A 20,834-nucleotide genomic window follows, 5' to 3' on the forward strand; every position below is an offset into this window, starting at 1 on the left:
CCTTTTCTTTATTGGTTAACTGAGTCTTGAAACTCTTGGAATGTTTTAATGTTGTTTCGACCTGATTCTTTTGCGTGATAGAGCGCTTGGTCAGCTTGCTCAAAGAGCTGGCTATCGCCTGTTTGAGCATCTATGAATAACGTTGAAACACCGATACTTACGGTAACTTGTAAATCGATGGCTTCGGTTTTTATCACGGTGTCGGCAATTTTTTGGCGAATGACCTCTGCGACCTTACATGCGCCCGTTTGGTCGGTATTAGATAGCAATATTGCAAACTCTTCACCACCATAACGGCAGACATAGTCATTAGGTCGTTTGAGTATGCGGCTCGCTATTTGGGCAATTTTAATTAGTACTTGGTCACCTGCTAAATGGCCATGGGTGTCATTAACTAGTTTGAATTTATCGGCATCTAGCAATAGTAATGATAACGGCGTTTGTTGACGACGACTAAGGCGGTATTCGGCGAGTAAGCGTTGATCAAAGAACTTACGATTTTTAACACCAGTTAATGCGTCATTGGTGGCTTGCTCTTCCAGTTGGCGATTGGTTTCCTGCAGCTCACGCAAGGTTACATTGAGCTCGAATGTTCGTTCGTCAACAATGGCTTCCATTGTTTGTTGATCTTCTTCGTGTTGCTCTAGCTCATAGCGCGCTTGTTCGAGTTGTTCTTGGCACTCTTCTAACGCAAAGGCTTGTTTGTCATAGGCCTGTTCTTTTTGTTGTATTAGAGCACGCAGAACTAATGCGCCCCATAGAATAAATTGCAGGCTATAGACTCCTGACGCCAAGGAGATGACGATGGTCGGCATCGAAATAAGCCCAGAATAATATGAAGCTTTTAATAGCAAAGAAACTATAAACGCAAACCAAGCACCCAGAAGTAAAGGATGAATGTCCTTAGTTTTACGATGCAATATCGCCAATAAGCTCAGCATTAATAATAAAACTGCGATAAGCAATACAACTGAAATGATAACTGCGATGAACGTTGGAAGTGCAAATAGAATTGCTGAACAGATCAATATCGAGTGAGCTAACCATTTGAACGTTTTGTTGTAGTTTGAGTATTCGGCTAAAGCGACCGATGCTAGGTACTTAGTTAGCTTAATCGCACACCATGCCGTAAGTAGAAACAACGGTGGCATAATTAAATTTTGAATCCACGGTAAATTTCCCCATAGAAAAATCGACCCGATGCCTTCTAGCGATAAGATACTTAAGCCACCAAACAGCATGAAACCGAGGAAATATAGATAAACTGGTTGCTTCTCTCGGTAATGCAAACTAATGGTGGCAAGTATCATTATTAGAATGACGCCACAAATTATGCCCGTAAATACGCCGTGATTATGTACACTTTCAAAGCTTTCTGTGCTGTTGGTAATCGCTAACGGAATGACTGAAGCCGCTTCATCTTGATATTTTATATAAACCTCTATTGAGCTGCCTTGTGTTTTTGGCAGCGGGAAGAACATCGTTGGTGTTGCAATCGGGCGTAGATTTGTTGCTACAGAATCTCCCGCAATGTAACTTTTAACGCTGTCCTCTTTAACTATATAGATGTCCAATCGATCAACTAAAGGGTTGTCTATTTCTAGATATAGGGGCTGTGATTGGCTATGCGGCGGTAGCTCGACAGATAGTTTTAGCCAATAATGTCGCTCTATTAAACCATATGGCGTAAATTGCTCAGCACTGAGCCATTGTTCTGGAGCTAGTCGCTTTACTTGTATAAAGCTAAGCTCGCGATTGTCGCTAGCGTAGTATTGAACTGGAACATTATCGAGGTTGATACGCAAATTGTCTTTTGCAAGTACTAATTGAGGCATCAAAAGAACACATAATATAATAATGCGCATTAACGCGGTAATCATAGTGTTCCCTTACTTAAATTGAAAAAGGCTAGGCTGTTGTTATAGCAATTTTCTCGTAACAATGCGACAGCTTGATTACGCGCTGCCGCAACGGTATCGGCGATGTGATAGAGGTTTGCAGGTCTATTGTTGCGAGACTTAGGTTTGGGCTTAATGTTTCGCGGCATTAAGTACGGTGAGTCTGTTTCCAAAAGCAACCTGTTATCGGGAATTGACGGTACGCTTTCAAGCAAGTGCAAGCCACGGCGCTCATCGCAAATCCAACCTGTGATGCCAATATGGCAATCGAGTTCGATATAATCCAATAACTCTTGGTGTGAACCTGTAAAACAATGGACGACAACTTGTGGCAGTTGGCTGCGGTATTTACTCAATATTTCCATAAAGGCGTCGTGGGCATCTCTTTGGTGCATAACCACCGGCATTTGTAGTTCAACGGCTAGTTGAAGCTGGGCGTCAAATGCGGCACGTTGTTGATCACGTGGTGAGAAATCACGATTAAAATCTAACCCGCATTCACCCAAGGCGACAATTTCTGGTCTCGACGCTAATTCTGTTAGGGTATTAATGCTGTTATCGTCAAAGGTTTTAGCATCGTGTGGATGAATGCCAGCGGTAGCGTAGATTGTATTGGGGTAGTCTTGAGCAAATTTTAATGCTTCTAAACTGCCCTCGATGCTACAGCCTAGCGCAAGCATTTTGTCTACATCTGCAGTTATTGCTTGTTCGACAATTTCCTGTGTTTTGTCGCGCAAAGGGCTGGCACCAAAATTAACGGCAATATCAAAAAGTGGTGCCATAGACTGTGATGCCATGTTCGCTATGCCTCGCTTTGTTCGTCTTGCTCATCCTCACGGCCGCGATAGAGGGAGGCGACTACAATGCCGACTTCGTAAAGAAGCAGCATGGGAATGGCGAGCATTGATTGGGAAATAATGTCTGGCGGCGTTAACAACATGCCGATGACGAAAGCGCCTACGACGACATAAGGGCGTTTTTCACGTAATTTTTGCGGTGAGGTTACACCAGCCCAACACAGCAGAATAATTGCAATTGGGATCTCAAAGGCAAAACCAAAGGCGAAGAATAATTTGAGCACGAAGTTGAGATAGCTTTCGATATCGGTAGCAATAGTCACCTCATCAGGTGCAACGCTGGTAAAGAAGCCAAAGATCACTGGGAACACAAGGAAATACGCAAAGGCAATGCCCGCGTAAAACAAGATAGTGCTCGATAGTAACATCGGCAACACAATGCGCTTTTCGTGTTTGTAAAGCGCAGGGGCAATAAAGGCCCAGATTTGATGCAGTACAAAGGGAATTGCCAAGAAAAATGACAACATCATTGTTAGCTTAAATGGCGCAAAAAACGATGATGTCACGCCAGTTGCTATCATGGTAGTGCCTTCTGGCAGGCTGTCTTTCAGAGGCTGCGCGACATAGGCGTAAATGTCGTTGGCAAAATATACCAAGCAGAAGAATATCACCAAAATACTCGCCACAGCTTTGAGTAAGCCATTGCGCAATTCAATTAGATGACTAATGAGTGGTTGTTGCATTGATGACATGGCTATTCTTTAGTGGTCTTGGTGGTATCTACCGCAGGTTCTGACGATTTAGTATCGCCGTTATACGGTTGATTTACATCTTGTGCTGCTTGTTGCAATGTAGCGATTGACTCTTTGAGTTCGTCGGGAATGTCTTTGCTGTTGATGTCTTGATTGATGCTTTCGGCTTTCTTTAAATCGCTGTGCAGCTTTTCAATTTCTAGCTCTTGCTCTAATTCATTCTTAACATTTTGCGCTAAACGGCGCATAGTTCTTATCCAGCCGCTGACGGTTCTGACAGCGGTAGGTAAGCGCTCTGGGCCAAGGACAACTAATCCTATAATACCGATGAGAATAAGCTCCCATAACCCAATATCGAACATCGACTATTAAACCTGTTCTTTGTCTTTAGCTTTTGCTGGCTCTTGTTCGCTAGACTCTTTTACGTCTAGAGATTCTGTTTTCTTAGCGTCGTCTTCTTGCATGGCTTTTTTGAAGCCTTTCACTGAAGAACCTAGATCGCCACCTAGATTACGCAGTTTCTTGCTGCCAAAAATTAAAAGCACTAAAACGGCAACAATTAACAATTGCCAAATACCAATGTTTCCCATGGTGTCTCCGAATAATTATAATAAATTGTCACTTTGACATTTTACTCGCGTTTTACGCGAACTGTATAGCTGAACTTTATAAAAATTTAGCCAGTACCACAAATACTACCTTGTCCAATTGGTATTAATTGAGATATCGGTCTTTACTATGCCACGCTTTGATCCAACAAAACAGACTCAATCCACCGCTGATTATACAGGGAAGCTCTATTCCTTGATTGACATAAAGCAAGGTTGCGCTAATGCCGCTGGTGGCAGCAAGAATTTGCCAAAACTGGCTGCGCTGCGCCAATTGCTGGTTGCGCAGTAATCGTTGCTGATTTTGCTGCCAAATGGCTTGTTCTTTTTGGCTTCGCTTAAGGTTGTCGTATACCAAATTTGGCAGCTCTGGCATTTTTTCAACCCAGAATGGTGCATTGCTTTTTACCGATTGGTAAAGGGCTTTAGCGCCCATTTGTTCCTTAATCCAGTTCTCTAAGAAGGGCTTGGCGGTTTTCCACAGATCGAGCTCTGGATAGAGCTGACGTCCTAAGCCTTCGATATAGAGTAGGGTCTTTTGCAGTAGTACTAACTGAGGCTGTACCTGCATATTAAATTGACGCGCCGTGTCAAACAGGCTGACTAGCACATGACCAAAGCTAATTTCGGCCAGCGGTTTGGCAAATAGTGGTTCGAGTACCTGACGGATCGCAAACTCGAATTCATCGACATTGGTGTCACTTGGCACCCAACCCGAATCGACGTGTAAGGTGGCTACTTTGCGATAATCGCTATTGAAGAATGCAACAAAGTTTTCGGCTAAATAGCGTTGATCTTCTTTGTTAAGCGTGCCGACGATGCCACAATCGATACCGATGTATTGTGGATTTTGTGGATTTTCACGCGAAACAAAAATGTTGCCTGGGTGCATATCTGCATGGAAGAAACTATCGCGGAAAACTTGTGTGAAAAATACTTCTACGCCGCGCTCCGCCAGCAATTGCATATTGGTGTTTTGCGCATTGAGCTGTGCTATATCTGCCACTGGAATGCCGAAGATGCGCTCCATCACCAGCATATTGTCAAAACAGTAATCGCTGTAAGTCTCTGGAATATATAGGGCTTCAGAGTCTATAAAGTTATTACGCAGCGTTTGAGTATTAGCAAGCTCTTTGGACAGGTTGAGCTCGTTTAAAATGGTGCGGCGATATTCTTTGACGACTTCGACTGGACGGAGGCGGGCGCTTTGTTTTGGCAGAACTTTCGTTAGCAAGGTCGCAAAGGTAAGCATTAAGTCGGTGTCGCTTTCGATAATAGAAGCTATATTAGGACGAATTACTTTAACGACCACTTGTTGGCCATTGCTCTTGAGGATGGCGCAATGTACCTGCGCGATAGAAGCGCTAGCAAGAGGCTTTTCCTCAAAGTCATCAAACACTTCATCGATGGGACACTGTAAATTCTCGCTAATTAGTGCCATCGCCGCTTTAGACTCGAATGGCGGCACATTGTCTTGCAGTCGTCCTAGCTCTTTCGCTAGTTCATCTGATAGCAAGTCACGACGCGTCGACAGCATTTGCCCAAATTTTATATACACCGGACCTAAGGCTTCTAGGCACAAACGCAGGCGTTCAGCTTGTGATTTATCTTTGTGTTTATTGCGCAACCAAAAGAAACAGTGACGGCCAAACTTTACGTACCATGGTAGCAAGTGCCATGGCATAAATTCGTCGAGGCCATATTGCAGGAACTGTTTGTTGATGGTGTAAAAGCGGCGCAGGCTGTTGAGTGTCATGCACGATCCTTTAATGCTGCGATTTGTGCTGAGATTTTTTCGATATCGTGGCCAAGTTGTTCTACTTGGTCACTAAAGTGAATAAATTCGAGTTTTCCAACTAAAATATCGCCTTCGTGAACTAAGTAATCACTGACATTATTTTTAATACGTTGACTGTGTTTAGCAAAGGTTTGTCCGGCATTTTTAAGGCCTTGGCCCGTGCGATAAGCCATTACGTCGCCGACGTAGTGTGATAGGTGTTCTTGCCAGTCGATATCGAGTTTGGTGAGTAAGTCGGCGAAAGCTTGTAGAGCCTTGATATCGCCTTGGATAACTAGTTTATCGTCTTTGATAAGTTCGCTAATGTTGCCACTATTTTTCAATTCCAACAGGGCGCTAAAATTTAACGATAGTTGGGCGGCAATGTCACCTTCGTATTGCCCTAAGACTTCGACATCGCTGGTGGTAAAGTGAAAAAATAGCGGCTGTTTTAGTTCGCTAATATCTAGCCCAATAGTTTGTCCTAGCAGCGCTTTTTTGCGCAGGGCACTCTTTTCGTCAAGCGTTAGTAATTTATTAATGGACGCTTCGACGCCTGCGCAAATTAGGCTAGATAATGGCATAGACTTTCCTAGAATTTGTAACCGCGGTGCAAGGCAACAATACCACCAGTGAGGTTGTAATATTGTGCTTGTTCGAAGCCTGCATTTTCCATCATTCCCTTGAGGGTATCTTGATCAGGATGCATGCGAATTGATTCGGCGAGGTATTTATAACTTTCGCTGTCGTTAGCAACAACTTTACCCATGGTTGGTAGCAAGTTGAAGCTGTACATATCGTAGGCTTTTGAAAGTAATTCATTACTTGGTTTAGAGAACTCTAATACCAATAAACGGCCACCCGGTTTTAACACACGGTACATCGAGCGTAGCGCTTCGTCTTTATCAGTAACGTTACGCAAACCAAAAGCAATGGTGATTAAATCAAAGGTATTGTCAGGAAATGGCAGCGCTTGCGCATTGGCTTGCACGTATTCAACGTTAGAAACCACGCCTAAATCGCGTAGTTTATCGCGACCAACTTTAAGCATCGAGTCGTTAATATCGGCTAGGATCACTTGGCCTTTGTCGCCAACAATGCGTGAAAACTTCGCGGTTAAGTCACCAGTACCACCGGCTAAATCTAGCACTTTTTGTCCTGGGCGCACGCCAGAACAGTCGATAGCAAAACGCTTCCATAAACGGTGAACACCAAATGACATTAAGTCGTTCATGATGTCGTACTTGGCGGCAACTGAATGGAAAACATCGGCAACTTTAGCTTGTTTTTCAGATGTTTTTACTTGCTCATAACCAAAGTGCGTGGTGTCGTTAGCGTTTTGACTCATGGTGTTTACTCATAAAATAATTTAGGCGTTAGTGTACTCCAACGCCACGGCTTACGAAACACTCAAAATGAGAAAATTCCGTAGCTTTCAGCACATAATGCGCCTACAATCTGCGCCATTCTATTGCCATGAGTTTATCGCCGTGCAAAACGACCAATTTAAGCAAGGATTATTCTTTGCATTTGCCGCCTATTTTATGTGGGGTTTGGCACCAATCTATTTTAAAGCATTAGACGGAATCGGCGCCGTCGATATTCTGCTGCATCGGGTGGTTTGGTCATTTGCCTTTATCTTGTTAATCATCATGCTGGTAACGGGGTTTGGCAAGCTTAAGAAACTGTTTAAAGATCCGAAAAAACTCGTCTTACTCGGTGCTACCTCACTGCTTATTGCCTTTAACTGGCTACTGTTTATCTGGGCAGTAAATAACGATCATATGCTGGATGCGTCTTTGGGGTATTACATCAATCCATTGCTTAACGTCTTGTTAGGGACTGTGTTCTTAGGAGAGCGTTTACGTAAGTTGCAGTGGACGGCTGTTGCGATTGCCTTTGCGGCGGTGATGGTGGAAGTGATTGCCTTTGGCGCTATTCCTTGGATTTCACTGGCACTGGCCAGTTCGTTTGGTGTCTATGGCTTAATGCGTAAGAAGATTAATATTGATGCCATCAGTGGTTTATTCGTCGAAACCTTATTCTTGCTGCCGTTCGCATTGATTTACTTATTGCTTATCGACAGTAGCTCGCTGTCATTTATCGATGGCGACTGGGCCTTTATCGCGCTAATTGTCTCTGCTGGTATCGTGACTACTTTACCACTGTTATCGTTTTCGGCGGCTGCTATTAGAATTCCGCTATCAACCTTAGGCTTTATCCAATACATCGGGCCAAGTTTAATGTTACTGCTCGCGGTGTTTTATTACGGCGAAGCGTTCGAGCTGCAAAAAGCTTTGACCTTCGGTTTAATTTGGCTGGCGTTAGTGGTTTATACCTTTGACAGCGTTCAAGCTGGAGTGAAGGCGAGAAAACTGAGAAAGGCTGCAGCTAACGAGTGTTAGTTAGCTGTCAGTACGTGCTATTTCTTTTGCGCTTGCCACTCAAAAAAACGCTGTGGATAGTCGGTAAAAACACCGTCAGCGCCCATGGCTTCAAACTCACTAAATAGCCTTGGATCGTTAACGGTATAAATCAGTACTTTTAAGCCGCGCTGGTGTGCGTCGTCGATGATTTCTTGATTGACGGACTCACTACACAAGTTGATTGACCACGCTCCTAAATCTTGGGCGAATTTAGCGTAATCTATCATTACGCTGGCACAAAGGGCGCCTGTTTTAATGAGTGGTTGAGTTTCTTTGATGTCGCGCAGTGCGTGATGATAGAAGCTAGAGACCAAGAAATCGTCATAGTGCCAGCCACGCTCAATGAAGTATTCAATGAGTTTAATAGTTGGCAGCGCGCTGGCGCGATCTTTAAGTTCGATATTAATTACCGCACGACGATTAACCTGTTCGATGACTTCACTCAGTAGTGGAATGCCTTGCAAATTTGACGATTGAAAATCGCGTAATTGGCTTAGATCGTGTTGATAAATATGTCCTTGGCCATTGGTGGTGCGCTCTAGGTATTTGTCGTGAATTACCACTAACTCACCGCTATGCTGGCGAATATCTATCTCAATCCATTTAGCGCCTTGAGTAAGAGCAATTTCTATCGATTCCAGTGTGTTTTCTGGCGCATAACCACGGGCGCCGCGATGACCAATACAGAGCATTTTTAGTTACTCCTCGTTAAAAGGAAAATAAGTTGGCGCATCGCCAGTTTGCCAGCATGGGATTTTCTTCATCACATTGGCAAAAGGGGCTGATGATAAGAAGCCTTCTAACCACGGTTTAAGGTGAGGGTAGTGAGCACTATCAAACCATGCTTTGTCGACATGAGCGAATTGGCGCACGAAAGGAAAAATCGCAATATCGCCATAGCGCATGTTATCGCCAAATAAATAAGTACTCTTTGTAAGTCGCTGTTCTAACTGTTGTAAAAAGGCCTCGCCTTGCTGGCGGTAATCGGCTTGTGTGAGTTCAGGAAAACGGTCGAAATATTTGTATTTATCTAAGGCTTTTTTAAACACATTGTCGTTGCTATCAATTAGCGCGAGTTCATCGCTGCTTGGTACTGTTAGCGTCGGGTTCGAGCCGTGAGTAACTGCGTAATCCATCACTTCTAAGCTTTCTTCGATAACTTGGCCGCTCGTATCTATTAATACGGGAACTGTGCCTTTTGGTGAGGCGGCAAGCATTTCTGCGGGCTTATTTTTTAATATGAGTTCGCGAATTTCTACGCTGACATCGTTTAACGCAAGTGCCATTCGAGCACGCATAGCATAAGGACAACGGCGAAAACTGTATAAGATTGGATGTGATTGCATAATAAGATCTGAGAAATTGAACGCAGCGTAAGTTTATATCAATTGTTCCCTGTCAGACTAGAGAATATGAGGCGAATGTTAACTGGATGTAATTATTTGATTATTCGACTAATAGCGATTGATATGAGAACGAGAATAATTCACAATAATCTCATCTAATACTTTTTTATGGATAGTTTTTCGAATTGGACGCAAACATTTCATTAGATTCTTTATTGAGTATTATCGAGCAGAAAAGTTACGGCGTTGAATATCAGCCGATTATTTCGGTCGATGGACAGACGATCATGGGATATGAAGCGCTCTCTCGCTTTTATCACAATGAACAGCGTATTCCACCCGATTTGGTATACGCCACGCTTCACGATAGCCCATTTACTTTGCATCAAGTAGAGCTGGCGCAGAAGAAACTGCAGTTGGCACACGCCCCTAAAGACAAGCTGTTATTCGTAAACTTAGATCAGGATTCTTATTTTGCTGGTGGTAATAGCACAGAGCATGACAATGCTTATTTGGCGCTGTTTAGGGATTTTAATGGGCCGCTAGTTGTTGAGTTGATTGAAAATTCTGAAATCAATGACGCCAAAATGAGTTTGCAAATGATTGTCGAAATGGCCAATCATAAGATTAAAACCGCTATCGATGATGTTTGTAATGAGCACTCAATGTTATCGACACGGGTTCTGGAAGAAGTTGACTTCATTAAATTCGATCGTTTGGTGGTAAATAACCAACACAACCCAGTGTTTATGAAGCTTGTTGAGGCGCTAATTAGTTATGCCAAGAGTACTGATAAAAAAGTGATTTTAGAAGGGATAGAAACGCCAACCGATTTAGCATTTGCCAAATCGATTGGGGTGGATTTTGTGCAGGGGTTTCTATTTAAGACGCAGTTTATAAGTGTTCGAGGTTAACTCAACACTTCCAAGCGTGCGTAAGCCACCATTAGCCAGCGACTTTCGCCGTCGTCAAAGCTCACTTCAACCCGCGCTTGGGCGTCGCTGCCTTCGTAGTTGACGATAATGCCATCACCAAACTTGGTGTGGTTAACTCGTTGACCCAATGCCAAGCCCGTTTGATTAAACTGCTGTGGCGTTTGTTCAAAACGGTTATTGGCGGTTTGTGGTGCTGACACGCTGGTGGTCAATCGAATTTCGTCTTTAAGCTCGCTTGGAATTTCTCGTAAGAAGCGCGATGGTTTGTGGAATTTCTCTTGTCCAAACAAACGGCGTGATTCGGCGTGAGTGATGTAAAGCTTCTTCATGGCGCGAGTAATGCCTACATAAGCTAGGCGGCGCTCTTCTTCCATTTTGTCAGCTTCTTCCATGGTGCGCTGACTTGGGAACATGCCTTCCTCAACGCCTGCGATAAATACTAGTGGGAACTCAAGGCCCTTAGCGCTGTGCATTGTCATCAGTTGTACGGCATCTTCGTACTCGTCGGCTTGTGATTCACCCGCTTCAAGGGCGGCATGGGATAAGAATGCATTTAATGGCGTCATGTCTTCGGCGTCATCGGGAATGATGAAATCGTTCATGGCCGTTAATAGCTGATCCAAGTTCTCGATTCTGTCTTGGCCGCGTTCGCCTTTTTCGGCGAGATACATGGTGCGTAATCCGGTGTGCTGAATAACAAAGTCTGTCATCGAGCGCAGCGACATTTCAACGCTGTCATCTTCCAGCTGATTAACCAGCTCGATAAAGCCCTTAATAGCATTAGCAGCGCGTCCGGTTAAGATTTTCTCACGCAATAACAATTGGCTGGTTTGCCACAGCGTCATGCCTTGCTGTCTGGCGTTATGGCGCAGCTTTTCAAGTGTCGTCGCACCGATACCGCGCGCTGGAGTATTTACCACACGTTCGAATGCTGCATCATCATCGCGATTGGCAATCAGGCGTAGGTAGCCCAGAGTGTCTTTGATTTCTAAACGATCGTAGAAACGTAGGCCGCCATAAATACGGTATGAAAGCTTGTGAGCCAGCAGGGCTTCTTCAATCACGCGCGATTGAGCGTTGCTACGATATAGAATGGCGACTTCTTCGAGATTGCCACCGTGCTCATGCCATTCATTGATTTTGTTAGTAATAAAACGTGCTTCGTCGATTTCGTTAAAGGCGGCATACACTGAAATAGCTTCGCCTTTGTCACCATCCGTCCACAGCTTTTTGCCAAGACGCTCTTGGTTGTTGCTAATGACCGCATTGGCGGCGTCGAGGATGTTGTGAGTCGAGCGATAGTTCTGCTCTAACTTAATGGTTTGGGCTTGCGGAAAATCGGTGAGAAAACGCTGCAGGTTTTCAACTTTAGCACCACGCCAACCGTAAATCGATTGGTCGTCATCACCAACAATCATCAGGTTATTGTTGCCACTAGCCAACATCTTCACCCACGCGTATTGGATGTTATTGGTATCTTGGAATTCGTCCACCAAGATATTGGTAAAACGGCGCTGATAATGGGCGAGTACTTGCGGATTGTCGACCCATAACTCGTGGGCGCGAAGCAATAATTCGGCGAAATCTACAAGTCCTGCGCGATCACAGGCTTCTTGATAGGCTTGATAAAGATCTTTAAGGCGCTGCTCGTAAGGATCGCCGTAACTGTCGATGTGTTTAGGGCGCAGACCTTCATCTTTGTGGCTATTGATGTAAGAAATCACTTGGCGCGGTGGGTATTTCTTTTCATCGAGATTAAGCGATTTCAACAGGCGCTTAATCATGCGTTGCTGATCATCAGAGTCTATTACTTGGAAATTTTGTGGCAATTTGGCTTCTTGATAATGCATGCGCAGCAGGCGATGGGCGATACCGTGGAAAGTACCAATCCACATTTTACCTAGCTGATCACCAAGTAACGTCTCAACACGATGGCGCATCTCACGGGCGGCTTTGTTGGTAAAGGTTACCGCTAACATCGAAAAACTAGAGTGCTGCTCAACGCGCATTAACCATGCAATACGATGTACCAAAACTCGGGTTTTACCACTACCGGCGCCAGCTAATACTAGCTGTTTGCCCGGTTTCGCCGCCACCGCTTCACGCTGGTATTCGTTTAAGCCATCAAGTAAAAGTGAAACATCCATAAGCCATCAATCGCCGTAAAATACAATGGAGGCAACTATAACAAATACTGTATATAAATACACTTTCTTGTTGGTGCAAACGTTCTCGGAATTTAACTTGCTTTTAACATTGTGTTTTAGTAAATTTTCTTCCCTTCATATTACTGGCAAGGAAGTTAGGATGCAGAAGTTCCTATTCTTAATTTTTACACTTTTGTGTATTACACCCATTCAAGCGAAAAATATCCCAATTACTGAATTTAATAAGATGCCGATGGTCGCACAACCTTCGGTTTCTCCAGATGGTAAAAATATCGCGACTATTGTTAATAGTGAAGACAAAACCCAAGTTGCGATAATTCCTTTTAATGATCCCTCTAAAATGAGCATTATTGTTGCTTTAGGGGGGGATAAGTTCAGAATCGATAGTATCGACTGGGCAAATAACCAAAGAGTTCTAATTACAGTAAGTCAACCATTTAAGGCCTATAACCTGCAGCTTAGAACATCTCATATTTATTCTGCTTCACTCGATGGTAAAGATGTAATCGAGCTGAAGAAAAGATTACACCGAAAGGCGACAGCTGAAGAGTTTTATAGAAACTCTCCTAATTTATTGAGTTTATTGAAAGATGAGCCAAACCACATCTTGGTGACTATTAATGATATTCGAGACAATAATTATTCGTCGGTATTTAAAGTTGATATTCGTGATAGTAGTTACGAAAAATATTTACCAAATGGAAAATTGATTACTAGTTGGAATGTCGATTCTAAAGGTCAAGTATTAATGGCCTATGGAATTGATGATGATCGTACAACAGATAAGAGATATTTCTATACTAGAAAAGACAGTAAATCGGATTGGAAACTTATTAAGGTTTCGGAAGGCTATACGACAGAAACTTTTTCGCCAAAATTGTATGACCCTAAAACTAACAGCGTTATTGTGAAAAGCGATTATAAGCTGGGGAAAGATGCATTATGGCGTTACGATATTGTTTCTGGCGAATACTCATTATTAGGTGAAGCACCAGGAAATTATGATATTGAAGATGCCCTATTTGTTGAGGAAAATGGCGAACGAAAAGTAGTTGGTTTCAGCTATGTGGATAATTATTTAAAGCGAGTTTATTTTGATAAGTCTAGTGAAACTTTAAATAAGCAAGTTGCTGCTATTTTTAGCAAAAAAAGTTTGAAAGCTAGTTTGTATCATTGGAATAGTGATAAAACACGTTACATAATATCTACCATTAGTGATACTAAACCTACACAATATTATCTGTTTGATAAGAATAATCCTAAAATTGTCCCATGGTATGGTGCTTTTCCTGGGTTGGCGAAGGAAAAACTAGCATCAGTATCTCCTATTCAATTTCAAGCGAGAGATGGGATGCAATTATATGGCTATTTGACGTTGCCTAACGGGGTTAATAATCCACCTTTGATTGTTCATCCCCACGGTGGGCCCTACGGAATAAGAGATACGCAGTATTTTAATCCCTTTGTCCAATTATTTGCGAGTCGAGGTTACGCGGTTTTGCAAGTAAATTATCGTGGTTCAGGTGGCTATGGTAATGCTTATCATACAAGTGGCTATGAGCAATGGGGTAAAAAAATGCAAACTGATTTAATCGATGGCCTTAACTGGGTAAAAGAACAAGAATTAGCGAACACTACAAATGCCTGTATTGCTGGTGGTAGTTATGGTGGCTATGCGGCCTTAGCTGCTGGTTATCAAACACCTGATTTATTTAAATGTATTGTCAGTATTGCGGGTGTAGGTGATATGACAGAACAAGTTAAAATGTGGCGTAAAAAAGGATTGAGAAGTTACATTCAAAATGCGGTAAACCCGAATGATGAAAATTTGCAAGGTATTTCTCCTCAGTTCCATGCTGATAAATTTAAAGCACCAGTGTTATTAATTCATGGTCAAGTGGATACGCGCGTGAGTTATCGTCAATCAGAAAAAATGTATGAAGCATTACAAGCGGCAGGGAAAGATGTTGATTACAAGTTGTTTAAGTTTGGAACTCATTATCTGAATGACGCTGTAAACAGAAGAGAAGCAATGGACTTGATGATCGACTTTATCGACGAGCATTTAAAATAGATTCAGTATTTAATTGATGTAGAAGGCCTTAATTGAAAGATTAGGGCCTTTTTTATTAGCGTAGCCCTGTCAGTCGAGAAAACTCTGTTATCTCAAATGTCGGCAGCTGCTGTGGTTTTTTATAGTGACTTAGTGGGCGCTGGTGGACGTTAAGCCAGCCGCTTTGCCAGTTGGCGTCATTGCTGCCAACGATGTCTGAAACAGGGTGGTCGCCAATATACAGAATATCTTTGCCGCTTAAGCCTAATCGTTTTTCTGCTGCTACAAACATATCTGCTGCGGGTTTCATGGCGATAGCAGGCCTGGTGTTCAGGCTAGGATGAAACGCAAATTCAAACAGCTCACTAATGCCCATCTTGGTAATATCTGCGTTGCCATTACTGATCACAAAGAGGCGAAAGTGCTGTTTGAGCAATTTTAAGGTGCTAATGACTGACTCGCTTACGGTGATGTCATTACGTGCCGCTAGAAACACTTCCATCGCTTGATTCGCCGCAGTTTTAGCTTGTTCTTGAGCATAGCCACAGGCAATAAAACCTTGGATTAGCGCTTTATTGCGGGCGAGGGTGACATCTTGCTTTAAATGCGGCTGCTCTTTCGCAAGCAGAAGGCGAATTCGAGTCCAGTCTTCGATAGTCAATGCGGCGGTTTTGGGATGGTTAGCCACTAGAAACTGATGTAATTTTGCTTCTGCTGCTAGTAATACAGGGCGGTTGTCATACAGGGTATCGTCGAGATCGAAGCCTATGGCCTTAGGGCGAGTGAAATCTTTATAAAATTGCATCTTGGCGTTATCACCTTATTTCTTTTTCGCTTTGGCGCGCGGGTGGGCGGCGTCATACACTGAGGCTAAATGGCCGAAATCGAGTTGGGTATAAATTTGAGTGGTGGATAAATCGCTGTGTCCCAGCATCTCTTGCACTGCACGTAAATCACCGCTGCCTTCGAGCATGTGAGTGGCAAAAGAGTGGCGCAGTTTATGGGGATGAACACTGGAATTGAGTTGTTGCTCCTCCGCCCATTTCTTAATGCGAGTTTGTACGCTGCGATGAGAGATACGGCGTTTCTGTTTGCTAACAAATAGCGCCATTTCGTCATGGGATGCAAATTCACCGCGAATCTTGAGCCATTGCTTAAGACAATTAATGGCGGTGGTGGTGACGGGTACGACTCGCTGCTTGTTACCTTTACCCGTGACTGTGACTAATTGTTCGGGGTAGCTGATGTCATGTAAGTTAAGGTTTACTAACTCCGCTAAACGCAAGCCGCTTGAGTAGAAGAGTTCCATCATGGCGCGATCGCGAATAGCCAGTGGCTCGTCGCCTTCAACGTCTAGCAATTGAGTTACTTCATCGACATTAATATTTTTCGGCAATGGTTTGGCTTGCTTGGGGGCGCTAATGCCAACGCTGGGATCTTGGGCAATGATATCTCGCGCCACTAAAAACTGACAAAAACTGCGGATTGCCGAGAGGTTGGCAGCAATCGAACGCGGTGATACTCCACCTTGGCGTAGGCTCGCCACCCATGCCTTGATGTGATTGCCTTGTAGCTGTTGCCAGTTGTTTAATCGATTATCTAGATGTGTGAGTAAGCTAGTTATCGCCCGCTGATAATTGGTAAGGGTGTGATTAGACAGTTGTCGCTCATTGGCGATGTAGTCTAAGAATTTATCAACAGGCGCTTGCATGTGGTTAGTGTTACTTGATGAGTAAACGCTGTACTAAACTGGCGATCAAACGCGTTAGTTGCATCAGCAATAAGTTATCCATTTCTGGTTGGAAATGGTTAGCGTCTTCGCTGCTAATGGCTAACAGGCCAAGTTCACCGCTTTTACCTAAGGCGATGAGTGCTACTGAGCCCGGCTCTGGGTGATCGAATAGCAATTGCTGCTCTTGTTGGTTAATGCGGCCAAAATAGTGATAACCACGGCCAAGGCGTTGTACTAGCAAGTTATCTAGCTCGCTGCGATTGACATAGAGCATCGCTGGCACGTGTTGATCAAATAGCTTAAACGACACATGAGTAAGGCCAAGCTCGCTAATAAAGTGCTGATTTAACTTGTCGTTAATAGCAATAAGATCGTCGCAATTGAGTAAGTCGAAAAACAACGCAGCAAATTTTTTGTATAGCGCTTGGTTTTCGGCGGCAATTGCCATCAGCGAGGTAATTTCATCTTCTAACGCAACAATTTTCTCGCGCATCATGCGCTGTTGGCGTTGCACTAAAGACACTGTGCCTTCTTGTTGCTGGCTAACTTCCATATAGTTGAGTAAATGCGGATACTTGGTGAAAAAGCTTGGATTTTCACGCAGGTATTCTTCAACTAGGTTGTCATCGAGTAGTTGGGCTAAATCGTCAACTTGGTTCATAGTCGGATCTGCCCGTCATACACATGAGTTGCTGGGCCTGTCATCTTGAGCTGGCTGCGGTCGCCACGCCAAAAGATTTTTAAAGTGCCGCCGGGTAAATCGACAGTGACGTTTTCATCCAGTAAACCTTGAATTTGGCCGATAGCTACTGCTGCACAAGCACCTGTACCGCAGGCGCGAGTCTCGCCTACACCGCGCTCGTAAACACGTAGTTTAATGTGTTTGCGAGAAATGACTTGCATGAAACCGACATTGGTTTGCTCTGGAAAACGTTCGTGATTGGAAAGCTGTGGCCCCAGTTCATCAACCGGCGCTTTAGTAATATCATCGACTGTCATTACACAATGGGGATTGCCCATAGAGACAACGCCACAGAATGACGTTTGATTGTCGGTACGTAGAATGTAGGTGGCTTCTTGCTTGTTAGCTTCAAACGGCACCTTGGCTGGATTGAATTGCGGCACGCCCATCGATACGGTGATTAAGCCGTTGCGTTCGTGCTTGAGTTGTAGCTTGCCGCCCTTACAGCTAACGCCAAGGCGATAGCGATTGCTCAAACCTTTCATGCGCACAAATTTGGCAAAACAGCGAGCGCCGTTGCCACAGTTTTCTACTTCGCTACCATCTTGGTTAAAGATGCGGTAATGAAAATCGAGATCGGGATCGTAGGGTGGTTCCACCATCAATAGTTGATCGAAACCAATACCGGTGTTGCGATCAGCGAGTTTGATGATTTGATCTTTGCTGAGAAACACATTGTTTGATGTGGCATCGACCATCACAAAGTCGTTGCCCAAACCATGCATTTTTGAAAAGTGTAATAGCATATTGCTTCTTATCGTTATGCAATCGAGGATAACTCTCCAGCAAACACTGCCTGCTTGCTGGGATGATAAGCTATCAGTCGATTGATTTAGCTTCGCCTCGCCACAAGTCGCTTAAAGTTTCGCGTTGGCGAATTTGGATGGCGCGATCGTTATCGACCATGACTTCAGCAGCTTTGACACGAGAATTATAGTTCGATGCCATGGTAAAGCCATAAGCACCGCTAGATCGCACCGCAACATAGTCTCCGGCGTTGACGGCTAAATCACGTGATTTACCTAAAAAGTCGCCAGTTTCGCAGATAGGGCCAACCACATCGTAGTTTTTGGTGGTGGCATCAGTTTGTTGCACGGGAATGATCTCTTGCCATGCACTATATAACGCTGGCCTGATTAAGTCATTCATTGCCGCGTCAATAATGGCAAAATTTTTGTCGGGCGTTTCTTTTAGATACTCCACTTTAGACACCAAGATACCGGCGTTTGCCATAATGGCACGGCCCGGTTCGAAGATAATGGTCAGGTGCTCGCGCCCCTTTAAGCCTTCGGCGAGTGCTGCGGCATATTCGCGTGGCGCTGGTGGATTCTCGTCTTGATAAGTCACCCCTAAACCGCCGCCGACATCGATATGACTCACATCGATGCCATGGCTAGCTAACTCGTCCACCAAAGCAAGCACTCGTTGTAAGGCATCGGTGAATGGTGCTAAATCGGTTAGCTGTGAGCCGATGTGACAATCAATGCCTTTTACCGCCAGCGATGGCGATTGTTGGGCAAACTGATAGGCGGGCAGGGCATCAGCCATGGTGATGCCGAATTTGTTTTCTTTGAGACCCGTTGAAATATAAGGGTGAGTCCCCGCATCGACATCGGGGTTTACGCGAATAGAAATTGGCGCAACCTTATTCATGTCGGCGGCAATGGCGCTGATACGCTCCAACTCCGGTACTGATTCTACGTTGAAGCAGTAGATGCCAACATTAAGCGCATAGCGAATTTCATCTTCTGATTTACCTACGCCTGAAAACACCACTTTTTGTGGGTCGCCGCCAGCTTCTAGCACACGCGCTAGTTCGCCTTTAGAAACAATATCAAAGCCCGAGCCCATCTTGGCCATGGTATTTAGGATAGCGAGGTTGGAATTGGCTTTGACTGCATAACAAATGAGATGTTTTTGCTCGCCTGCGGCTTCATCAAAGGCGCGCCAATGACGTTCGATAGTCGCGCGTGAATAAACATAAAGCGGTGTGCCATATTGCTCTGCTAGTTGCTGCACTGGTAAGTCTTCGGCGAATAGCTCGCTGCCTTTGACGTTAAAATAATCCATTATTTAGCCTCTTTCTCTTGCTCCGCTGGTTGATTTGTTGTCGGGGCTTGTTCTTCGTAAAGCGGGCCTTTTTGACCACAACCGGCGAGTGAGGCTAACAATAATGCGCCAATAACGTATTTTGACATGGTTTTCTCAGTGCTAAATATTTCAATTGCCCATATAATACCAATCAGCAAAGATAATTGCTCATTTTTCGCGGTTTAAATGAACTCTAGCTGCGTTATTTATTTTTCATATAGAGCGACTATATATCAAAATAAATGCCTTGCCATAGCTCATTTCTCCTCGCTACAAAATTGATCACTTACTTGTCCCGATTGGTATAATCGCCAACAAACACAAAAGCAAGCTTTAGAGGACGATATGAACGACAGTCAGTTTCACCAAATAGTCGATGATTTCTTAATTGCCATCGAAGAAGCGCTAGACGATGCCATGGTTGATTTTGATTACGAAACTTCAGCCGGCGTTTTAAAGCTAGTATTTAGCGATAAGAGTCAGATTATTATTAACCGTCAAGAGCCATTGCATCAGATTTGGGTGGCGACTAAATTCGACGGTCACCACTTCGAATTACGCGATGGTCAGTGGATTGATAATCGCATCGGCGACGAGTTAGTGGATTTAATTCAAACCAGTATCGAGCGTCAGTCAGGCGTTGTTGTTGATTTAAGTGGTGTACTGTAAATGACCATTGATGCAATAGTAAAAAATCCACAGGGCGCAGCCGATGCCGTGGTGATTTGGTTACACGGTTTAGGCGATTCAGGCGCTGGTTTTAGCGAAGTCGTGCCAGTACTAAAGCTAGATAGCGACCACAAGATTAAATTCATCTTCCCTAATGCCCCAGAGCAAGCGGTAACCATCAACAATGGTTTTGTGATGCGTTCGTGGTACGACATTAAAACCATGGATTTAGATGGCCGCGCCGATATTCCAACATTAGAGCAAAGCGAGCAGCTTATTGTTGAGCTTATCGAAGAGCAAATTGCGGCGGGCATTAACCCATCACGCATTATCTTGGCGGGTTTCTCACAAGGCGGCGTGTTGTCGCTATACACGGCACTGCGTCTTAAGCACAAACTCGCTGGTGTAGTTGCGTTATCGTGTTACCTTGCCCATAACGACTTGCCGTTTGAAGGGGCACAGGGTGTGAATAAAGACACGCCAATCTTTAGCTCGCACGGCGAGCAAGATTCTGTAGTGCCATTTGCAGCAGGTAAAGATGCAGCGCAGCGTTTATCAGCGGCGAATTTCGATGTGACTTTCTCGCAGTATCCAATGGAACACAGTGTGTGTATTTCGCAACTGGAAAAACTTGGACGCTGGATTACTGAAAAACTTAGTTAATGTGCCCAGGTGTTTAAGATAGGAACCATCCGCTATTTATCGCTTTAAATGATTCATTGACCAATAGAAAAATCAGGGATGATTTTTCAGTATTTGCCGCAGGGATGCGGATCAAATACGGTATTGAACAGGCAATTAATTATTTAAAATTAGGCGATAAATCTGCGGCAGCCCTTC

General features: G+C 44.0%; 22 protein-coding genes. 5 read left to right on the plus strand and 17 right to left on the minus strand.

Annotation, left to right across the window (positions count from 1 at the left end):
• Nucleotides 1-8: 8 nt before the first annotated feature.
• From MHM98_RS13055 to ubiE, 8 genes are all read right to left on the minus strand, one after another.
• Nucleotides 9-1,835, minus strand: coding sequence for a diguanylate cyclase (locus MHM98_RS13055; protein WP_239439788.1), 1,827 nt, complete (start codon nucleotides 1,833-1,835; stop codon nucleotides 9-11).
• A 41-nt stretch (nucleotides 1,836-1,876) separates the two neighbouring features.
• The gene (locus MHM98_RS13060) at nucleotides 1,877-2,695 is read right to left on the minus strand and encodes a TatD family hydrolase (RefSeq protein ID WP_239439789.1); all 819 of its coding nucleotides are present in this window, start codon (nucleotides 2,693-2,695) and stop codon (nucleotides 1,877-1,879) included.
• 5 nt (nucleotides 2,696-2,700) lie between these two features.
• Nucleotides 2,701-3,447 carry a twin-arginine translocase subunit TatC gene (gene tatC, locus MHM98_RS13065; protein ID WP_239439790.1) on the minus strand — a complete coding sequence of 249 codons (747 nt, stop codon included), beginning with the start codon at nucleotides 3,445-3,447 and terminating at the stop codon, nucleotides 2,701-2,703.
• Nucleotides 3,448-3,449: 2 nt separating this feature from the next.
• A complete protein-coding gene (tatB, locus tag MHM98_RS13070) occupies nucleotides 3,450-3,809 on the minus strand; it encodes a Sec-independent protein translocase protein TatB (protein WP_239439791.1) in 360 nt (119 codons plus the stop codon).
• A 6-nt stretch (nucleotides 3,810-3,815) separates the two neighbouring features.
• Entirely contained in the window at nucleotides 3,816-4,037 is a 222-nt protein-coding gene (gene tatA, locus MHM98_RS13075; protein WP_239439792.1) for a twin-arginine translocase TatA/TatE family subunit, read from the minus strand.
• A gap of 124 nt (nucleotides 4,038-4,161) precedes the next feature.
• The gene (gene ubiB, locus MHM98_RS13080) at nucleotides 4,162-5,811 is read right to left on the minus strand and encodes a ubiquinone biosynthesis regulatory protein kinase UbiB (protein ID WP_239439793.1); all 1,650 of its coding nucleotides are present in this window, start codon (nucleotides 5,809-5,811) and stop codon (nucleotides 4,162-4,164) included.
• Nucleotides 5,808-6,416, minus strand: a complete 609-nt coding sequence (locus MHM98_RS13085; RefSeq protein WP_239439794.1) for an SCP2 sterol-binding domain-containing protein — start codon at nucleotides 6,414-6,416, stop codon at nucleotides 5,808-5,810. The genes ubiB and MHM98_RS13085 overlap by 4 nt, the downstream gene beginning before the upstream one ends.
• 8 nt (nucleotides 6,417-6,424) lie before the next feature.
• The gene (ubiE, locus tag MHM98_RS13090) at nucleotides 6,425-7,180 is read right to left on the minus strand and encodes a bifunctional demethylmenaquinone methyltransferase/2-methoxy-6-polyprenyl-1,4-benzoquinol methylase UbiE (protein WP_239439795.1); all 756 of its coding nucleotides are present in this window, start codon (nucleotides 7,178-7,180) and stop codon (nucleotides 6,425-6,427) included.
• A 142-nt stretch (nucleotides 7,181-7,322) separates the two neighbouring features.
• On the opposite strand from ubiE, the gene rarD reads away from it, so the two are divergent.
• Nucleotides 7,323-8,237, plus strand: coding sequence for an EamA family transporter RarD (rarD, locus tag MHM98_RS13095; protein WP_239440116.1), 915 nt, complete (start codon nucleotides 7,323-7,325; stop codon nucleotides 8,235-8,237).
• Between the two features lie 17 nt (nucleotides 8,238-8,254).
• On the opposite strand, the gene MHM98_RS13100 is transcribed toward rarD, so the two are convergent.
• Both MHM98_RS13100 and MHM98_RS13105 read right to left on the minus strand, forming a co-directional pair.
• On the minus strand, nucleotides 8,255-8,950 hold the full coding sequence (locus tag MHM98_RS13100) for a glycerophosphodiester phosphodiesterase family protein (RefSeq protein ID WP_239439796.1): 696 nt from the start codon (nucleotides 8,948-8,950) through the stop codon (nucleotides 8,255-8,257).
• 6 nt (nucleotides 8,951-8,956) lie between these two features.
• Nucleotides 8,957-9,604 (minus strand): glutathione S-transferase, encoded by a 648-nt coding sequence (locus MHM98_RS13105; RefSeq protein WP_239439797.1) that lies wholly within the window; start codon nucleotides 9,602-9,604, stop codon nucleotides 8,957-8,959.
• Nucleotides 9,605-9,789: 185 nt separating this feature from the next.
• Here MHM98_RS13105 and MHM98_RS13110 point away from each other — a divergent pair, with 185 nt between their 5' ends.
• The gene (locus MHM98_RS13110; protein ID WP_239439798.1) at nucleotides 9,790-10,518 is read left to right on the plus strand and encodes an EAL domain-containing protein; all 729 of its coding nucleotides are present in this window, start codon (nucleotides 9,790-9,792) and stop codon (nucleotides 10,516-10,518) included.
• Here MHM98_RS13110 and uvrD read toward each other — a convergent pair.
• On the minus strand, nucleotides 10,515-12,686 hold the full coding sequence (uvrD, locus tag MHM98_RS13115; protein WP_239439799.1) for a DNA helicase II: 2,172 nt from the start codon (nucleotides 12,684-12,686) through the stop codon (nucleotides 10,515-10,517). The two genes, MHM98_RS13110 and uvrD, sit on opposite strands and share 4 nt — an antisense overlap.
• Nucleotides 12,687-12,846: 160 nt before the next feature.
• Between uvrD and MHM98_RS13120 the strand changes: the two genes are divergently transcribed.
• A complete protein-coding gene (locus MHM98_RS13120) occupies nucleotides 12,847-14,781 on the plus strand; it encodes a S9 family peptidase (RefSeq protein WP_239439800.1) in 1,935 nt (644 codons plus the stop codon).
• A gap of 55 nt (nucleotides 14,782-14,836) precedes the next feature.
• Here the strand turns inward: MHM98_RS13120 and MHM98_RS13125 are convergent, their stop codons facing one another.
• From MHM98_RS13125 to MHM98_RS13150, 6 genes are all read right to left on the minus strand, one after another.
• Nucleotides 14,837-15,565 carry an HAD-IA family hydrolase gene (locus MHM98_RS13125; protein ID WP_239439801.1) on the minus strand — a complete coding sequence of 243 codons (729 nt, stop codon included), beginning with the start codon at nucleotides 15,563-15,565 and terminating at the stop codon, nucleotides 14,837-14,839.
• 15 nt (nucleotides 15,566-15,580) lie between these two features.
• On the minus strand, nucleotides 15,581-16,471 hold the full coding sequence (gene xerC / locus MHM98_RS13130) for a tyrosine recombinase XerC (protein ID WP_239439802.1): 891 nt from the start codon (nucleotides 16,469-16,471) through the stop codon (nucleotides 15,581-15,583).
• A gap of 10 nt (nucleotides 16,472-16,481) precedes the next feature.
• Entirely contained in the window at nucleotides 16,482-17,153 is a 672-nt protein-coding gene (locus MHM98_RS13135) for a DUF484 family protein (RefSeq protein ID WP_239439803.1), read from the minus strand.
• Nucleotides 17,150-17,980 carry a diaminopimelate epimerase gene (gene dapF / locus MHM98_RS13140; protein ID WP_239439804.1) on the minus strand — a complete coding sequence of 277 codons (831 nt, stop codon included), beginning with the start codon at nucleotides 17,978-17,980 and terminating at the stop codon, nucleotides 17,150-17,152. The genes MHM98_RS13135 and dapF overlap by 4 nt, the downstream gene beginning before the upstream one ends.
• 73 nt (nucleotides 17,981-18,053) lie before the next feature.
• Complete coding sequence (gene lysA, locus MHM98_RS13145; protein ID WP_239439805.1) at nucleotides 18,054-19,304, minus strand: diaminopimelate decarboxylase; 1,251 nt, start codon at nucleotides 19,302-19,304, stop codon at nucleotides 18,054-18,056.
• Nucleotides 19,304-19,432, minus strand: coding sequence for a lipoprotein (locus tag MHM98_RS13150; protein ID WP_239439806.1), 129 nt, complete (start codon nucleotides 19,430-19,432; stop codon nucleotides 19,304-19,306). The genes lysA and MHM98_RS13150 overlap by 1 nt, the downstream gene beginning before the upstream one ends.
• A 238-nt stretch (nucleotides 19,433-19,670) precedes the next feature.
• Here MHM98_RS13150 and cyaY point away from each other — a divergent pair, with 238 nt between their 5' ends.
• Together cyaY and MHM98_RS13160 are read left to right on the plus strand one after the other, a co-directional pair.
• On the plus strand, nucleotides 19,671-19,994 hold the full coding sequence (cyaY, locus tag MHM98_RS13155) for an iron donor protein CyaY (protein WP_239439807.1): 324 nt from the start codon (nucleotides 19,671-19,673) through the stop codon (nucleotides 19,992-19,994).
• The gene (locus MHM98_RS13160) at nucleotides 19,995-20,657 is read left to right on the plus strand and encodes a dienelactone hydrolase family protein (RefSeq protein WP_239439808.1); all 663 of its coding nucleotides are present in this window, start codon (nucleotides 19,995-19,997) and stop codon (nucleotides 20,655-20,657) included. It abuts the gene before it with no gap.
• The last annotated feature ends 177 nt before the right edge of the window (nucleotides 20,658-20,834 follow it).

The organism is Psychrobium sp. MM17-31 (assembly GCF_022347785.1).
GTDB lineage: Bacteria > Pseudomonadota > Gammaproteobacteria > Enterobacterales > Psychrobiaceae > Psychrobium.